Source organism: uncultured Parabacteroides sp. (genome assembly GCF_905196875.1).
Taxonomy (GTDB): domain Bacteria; phylum Bacteroidota; class Bacteroidia; order Bacteroidales; family Tannerellaceae; genus Parabacteroides.
The window spans coordinates 1-6,009 of record NZ_CAJJWO010000127.1; the positions used below are offsets into that span (position 1 = coordinate 1).

The 6,009-nt window shown below is 40.5% G+C and carries 7 protein-coding genes; all 7 read left to right on the forward strand.

What is annotated here, in order from left to right:
* Window positions 1–133: 133 nt before the first annotated feature.
* Window positions 134–829 (forward strand): hypothetical protein, encoded by a 696-nt coding sequence (locus QZ076_RS21730; RefSeq protein WP_293717200.1) that lies wholly within the window; start codon window positions 134–136, stop codon window positions 827–829.
* Window positions 830–942: 113 nt separating this feature from the next.
* Window positions 943–1,302 carry a DUF3244 domain-containing protein gene (locus QZ076_RS21735; protein WP_293717201.1) on the forward strand — a complete coding sequence of 120 codons (360 nt, stop codon included), beginning with the start codon at window positions 943–945 and terminating at the stop codon, window positions 1,300–1,302.
* A 276-nt stretch (window positions 1,303–1,578) separates the two neighbouring features.
* Complete coding sequence (locus tag QZ076_RS21740) at window positions 1,579–2,646, forward strand: DUF4831 family protein (RefSeq protein ID WP_293717202.1); 1,068 nt, start codon at window positions 1,579–1,581, stop codon at window positions 2,644–2,646.
* A 19-nt stretch (window positions 2,647–2,665) separates the two neighbouring features.
* Complete coding sequence (locus tag QZ076_RS21745; protein WP_293717203.1) at window positions 2,666–4,327, forward strand: peptide MFS transporter; 1,662 nt, start codon at window positions 2,666–2,668, stop codon at window positions 4,325–4,327.
* Window positions 4,328–4,336: 9 nt separating this feature from the next.
* Window positions 4,337–4,705, forward strand: a complete 369-nt coding sequence (locus QZ076_RS21750; RefSeq protein WP_293717204.1) for a hypothetical protein — start codon at window positions 4,337–4,339, stop codon at window positions 4,703–4,705.
* A gap of 41 nt (window positions 4,706–4,746) precedes the next feature.
* Window positions 4,747–5,727, forward strand: a complete 981-nt coding sequence (bioB, locus tag QZ076_RS21755; protein ID WP_293717205.1) for a biotin synthase BioB — start codon at window positions 4,747–4,749, stop codon at window positions 5,725–5,727.
* Between the two features lie 11 nt (window positions 5,728–5,738).
* The coding region (locus QZ076_RS21760) for an aminotransferase class III-fold pyridoxal phosphate-dependent enzyme (RefSeq protein WP_293717206.1) at window positions 5,739–6,009 on the forward strand (271 nt) is incomplete at its 3' end.

Consider the following 6,009-nt stretch of genomic DNA (forward strand, 5'->3'; position numbering starts at 1 on the left):
CCGGGATGGTTTGATTAATTATTAATTCGTCCCGATTTTAACGGGACACTAATGATACTGGAACAAATATGAACAATTAAGAGATTCTATTGAGAACGATTCGCATTTTGAAAATATTAGGATAGCTCAAAGCATGTTTAATTATCAGCGCATAGCCGATGAAAAAAACAAATACGAACAAGAAGCAACAAAAAGGATGATTATAATCTACCAGATATTAATTATCATCACAGCTCTATTAATTACCTTTTTCTTCTTCTTTAAAAGAGAACAACAGAAAAAGAAAAGATTAATAGATTTAAAGGAGAAGTTGTATAAACAAAGTCTACAATACATAGAGGATAACAAAAAGAAAATATCTTTGTTAGAACAAGAGCTTACATCCGGTCAAGAAACAATCGGCGAAGTAAAAAGACAATTATTTGAAACCAGGAAATTAATGCTTGAAATGGAAAACAGACAAATTTCATTAAAGCACGATACGATGCAACTACTGGAACAAGATCTGAAAAGATCGACCTTATATACAAAAATCCATCAAACCGAGGAGAAACTGAGCGAGAGTGAGTGGTCTGAACTTTTTATGTTGATCGATGCTACTTATCCCAATTTCAACAGTCGCCTCTTGGAACTTTGCTCACGAATATCCCAGGAAGAATTGCGTATCTGTTATCTCGTTAAAGTCAATATTCCTGTAAAAAAGATAGCCATACTTATGAACATTACAAGCTCCGGAGTGTCCCAATGCCGTAGAAGATTATACAAAAAGTTAACTCAAGAAGCCGAAAACGCAGAGAAGTTCGACTCACTTATTTCTGATTTACAATAAGTTAAACATTGTCACAATTTTGTCAACAAAAATATAGTTGTGATTTAAAGAGGAATTATAATTTTGCCAGAGCAATTTCAATTTTATCAACTGGTAATTAAATTTATAAAATTATGAAACGGTTAATCGCAGCTTTATTTTTAGTTATTTGTGGAATGTTCTGTGCTCAGTCTATATATGCAGACAGAATTCCGACTAAAGGGAAATGGGGACAAACAGATGTTCGCTCTATTATTCCTGCACCTCCAACGGCATCCATTGAAGGAACAGATTTGACAATCGAATTCATTCACCCCTTGAGCAATCTAACCGTTAAAGTAACAGACAATACAGGCGCGGTAGTCTATGAAGAAAATATAACTGTATCGACCCCGCAAAGTTATACAATACCATTGAGCGTTCAGAGTGGAGAATATACATTGAGTTTAATCCATAACTATGGAACCTTAACAGGCTCATTTGTTATCGAATAACTTTGCATCGTACTGAAATTTATGTTTTTAGAGCAATTTGTGAGGATTATTTAACCAACCTTCATATCTCGATCTCCTTTTCCTTTCACAAGTTGCTCTGGTTAATCAAAACTTTAACTATGCTTTATATAAACCTCTCTTACTTGACCAAGATACTACAAATCAAACGTATCATCTGCATTACAAAAGACTAAAAGAACGCTTTACGGTTGGTTTCTAACAAAATATTTCCTAGTTTTGTACAATCATAATTGAGATAAAATAATTTGTTTGGATATGAAAAATCTGATCACAATAGCATGTCTTTTGTTTAGCTTGCCACTTATGGCTCAAACCAAAGTGGTAAAGAAAAATGCTGTCAAAGCTAATAATTTCGGTATAACCTATTCATTACCGAAAACACAACTAATCGTAGATTCTGAAGTAACAAAGGTTACCTGCAAAGCCGGGCCTTATTACAAATATGCAGAAAAATACCTCGGAGTAAAAGATGCAATAACAGAAGATAAAGTATTTTATGAGTTAGGAAAAGTATCACTTGTCAACAAGGGAATACCTGATCCTGACAATACTTATATCGTTGAATTTAAAAGCGGGACAGTAGCTCCGTACGCTTATCTGACAGAAGAAGGATTATTATGTTCCATCAATGCCGAATACACTCCTGAAGAGTCAGAACTCGAAACGATCAAGAAAAGTGGACAAGCACCGGTTAAAGTGACCGACGCATCCGTATTCTCAGAAGAATTACTTATGGCCGGATCGACTGCCAGACAAGCAGAAGTTGCAGCCAAACAGATCTATCGTATCCGGGAAAGCCGTTTGAATATATTAACCGGAGATGCGGATAATCTGCCTCCCGACGGTGAAGCTATGAAGCTGGTTATCCAGCAGTTGGAAGAACAGGAAAAAGCATTGACCAATCTGTTCACCGGTATTGTAACCAAAGAAACTACCCACTATGAGGTAAACATTACCCCTTATGATAATCTGGATAAAGAAGTTCTATTCCGTTTCTCCAACCTGATGGGGATTGTCGATGCTGACGATTTAGGCGGAGTTCCTGTATATATGAACCTGAAAGCAACCGAACGAGCTCCGATACTAGATCCCAAAGAAGCGGAAAAGAAAGAAAAATCTATGAAAGGTATTATTTATAACGTACCGGGAAAAGCTAGTATCGAGATCAGCATGAACAAGAAAACATTATATAAAGGAGAAGCCCAAATCACTCAGTTCGGTTCACGCGAAGGCCTTGCTCCTGTTATGTTCGAAGACAAAAAAGCTCCGGTAAAAGTCTATTTCTATCCGGAGACCGGCGCCATAAAACAAATAATTCAATAATAATCTAATTTAAATTTCTATGTTTGAAGGACAACCTAAAGGTTTATACGCGTTAGCCTTAGCGAATACCGGCGAGCGTTTCGGGTATTACACGATGCTCGCGATTTTTACTTTATTCTTACAAGCTAAGTTCGGCTTTACGGCCGCCGAGACATCAACCATCTTCGGTTCTTTCTTAGCAGCAGTGTATTTCATGCCGCTTATCGGAGGTATCCTCGCCGATAAATTCGGATATGGAAAAATGGTAACAACAGGTATCATTGTGATGTTTATCGGATATGTATTGTTATCTATTCCTACACCCTCTTCTACCGGAAAAGTACTGATGTTCGGAGCTTTAGCCCTGATAGCCTGTGGTACAGGTCTTTTCAAGGGGAACTTGCAGGTAATGGTAGGTAACCTATACGATGCTCCCGAATACAGAGCAAAACGTGATACTGCATTCAGTATATTCTATATGGCGATCAACATCGGTGCGATGTATGCTCCGACAGCTGCTACTATGATTACTAACAAGATGTTGGGAAAAGCCGGATTCACTTATGTGCCGCAGATCCCTTCACTCGCCCATCAATTTCTGAACGGAACGATTACAGAAGAAGGAGCTACAACGTTAAGCGGCTTACAGGCTGCCCAGAATTTCGTTGGCGACACAGCTACTTTCTGTACGACTTATATCGACAAATTATCCGAGGCTTACAACTACGGCTTCGCTATTGCTTGTATCTCCCTGATCGTATCCATGTTGATCTACGTTGTGTTCCGCCCCACATTCAAACATGCCGATTACAACTCAAAACAGGCTAAACCTGCCAACGTACAGGAAGAAGAACTGACACCGGAACAGACAAAAGCACGTATCCAGGCTCTATTACTGGTATTTGCCGTTGTTATTTTCTTCTGGATGGCATTCCACCAGAACGGTTTAACACTGACATTCTTTGCACGTGACTATACCGCACAGGCTGTAACAGGTCTGGATCGTTTAGGATTCAATATCGTAAACCTCACCTTCTTGCTGGTTGTTGTTTATTCAGCATTCTCCTTGTTCCAGTCAAAGACAGGTAAGGCTAAAGGTATCTCAGCCGGTGTGTTGATAATCATGCTGGGGTTATTGGGATGGAGTTACAGTTCCATGGATTCGACAGTGACTATCCTGCCGCAGATCTTCCAACAGTTCAACCCGTTCTTCGTGATCGTGCTGACTCCTGTATCGCTGGCAGTATTCGGTTACCTGGCAAAGAAAAAGAAAGAACCTTCTGCTCCCCGTAAGATTGGCATCGGTATGGTTATCGCTGCTTGCGGTTTCCTTATCATGGCATTAGGATCTTTAGGATTACCTACACCGGCTGCTGTTGAAGCGAATGGTATTTCTGCTGATGTATTGGTTTCTCCTAACTGGTTGATCTCTACTTATCTGGTATTGACCTTCGCCGAGTTATTATTATCGCCGATGGGTATTTCATTCGTGTCCAAGGTTGCACCTCCTAAATATAAAGGTATGATGATGGGAGGATGGTTCGTAGCTACGGCTATCGGTAACTATCTGGTGGCTATCATCGGTTACTTGTGGGGAGGAATGCAGTTGTGGATGGTATGGAGCGTACTGATCGTGTGCTGTCTGTTATCGGCACTGTTCATATTCTCTATCATGAAACGATTGGAAAAAGTAGCCAAATAATAAGAACGAATGAAAAAGCAGCAGACATTCCATTCAACTGCACTCCGTTTTAGAAGATGGAGCAGGAAGAAGTATGCTGCTTTTATAAGTATTCAACGAGCTGTTACGATCGGTCAGCTATCTTCGAATGTATCGGAGAGATTCCAGACAAAGAACGGCTCGATACACTCATCTGTCCTGTTTGCGGACCAGACAGTAAAAGAAGAAAAAGAAGACGCGAGCGAACTCTTCCCGGAGCGAACGTTTGCCGTTTTGCCTTGGCTTAGTCAGGTCTTATTTCTCTTATTTTCTGTACAGACGGTAAAACAGACATCGTCAGCGGATTCGTCTGCTTACATCAATAATTTATATTTCCTAAAGCGGAAAGTTTCAGTATAGGCTGAAGCTTTCCGCTTTTTTATTTCTTAAAGATAAAGTATATGATTGAAACACTTAAAAAGATTGTTATTGAAAAGGGATCGATAAACGAAGAGCAGGCAATAGCCCTGTCACAATGTAGGGACAAGGAAGCTTTGTATGAAGCAGCCCATCAAATCACACGTCATTTTATGGGAGACAAGTTCGATACCTGCTCCATCATTAATGCCAAAAGCGGCAATTGTAGCGAGAATTGCAAATGGTGTGCACAATCAGGACATTACAACACTGTTGTAGCCTTATATCCTTTACTACCTGCCGAAGAGTGTGTCCACCAGGCATTACACAACCGGCAACAAGGGATCGAACGTTTCGGTCTGGTGACAAGCGGCAAACGTTTATCTGATCGAGAAATCAAAAAAATAACTGAAACGGTCCGTTATATCAAACAGGCCAGCGATATAAAATGCTGTGCTTCCTTGGGCTTACTAAACAGGGAACAATTAAAGGAATTACGAGAAAGCGGAGTCGAGAATTATCACTGTAACATAGAAACAGCTCCCTCCTATTTCCGTACCCTATGCACCACACATACGATCGAACAAAAGCTGGAAACGATCAACATGGCACGTAAAGAAGGTTTCCGCATCTGTTCCGGTGGTATCATCGGCATGGGTGAAACGATGGAACAACGTATTGAAATGGCTTTACTGCTCCAAAAAGAACAGGTACACTCTATTCCTTTAAACCTGCTGCAACCGATTCCGGGTACACCTCTTGCCGGAACTCCCAAACTGTCAGAAGAGGAATTCCTGACAACAGTCGCTTTATTCCGCTTCATTAATCCGGAAGCTTACCTCCGCTTCTCGGGTGGCCGTTCACTGCTGAGTAAAGAAGCACAACAGAAAGCCTTATATATAGGTATAAATGCAGCCATTATCGGCGACTTGCTTACTACGATCGGTAGCTGTGTGGAAGAAGACCGTGAATTATTCACTACTGCAGGCTATTCATTAACAAGAGAAACCGACTGGGTCGGATAAAAAAAGACAAAATGACAACAGAAGAATTACTACAATACGACAAAGAGCATATCTGGCACCCTTATACTTCAACAATCGATCCTCTTCCTGTATATCCGGTAGACAGAGCGGAAGGAGTAGAAATAATATTAAAAGCCGGTAGACGGTTAATCGACGGTATGTCGTCGTGGTGGGCTGCCGTACACGGGTATAATCATCCGGTATTAAATGCCGCAGCCAATAAACAATTGGAAAAGATGAGCCATATCATGTTTGGCGGTATCACACATGAACCGGCTGTTG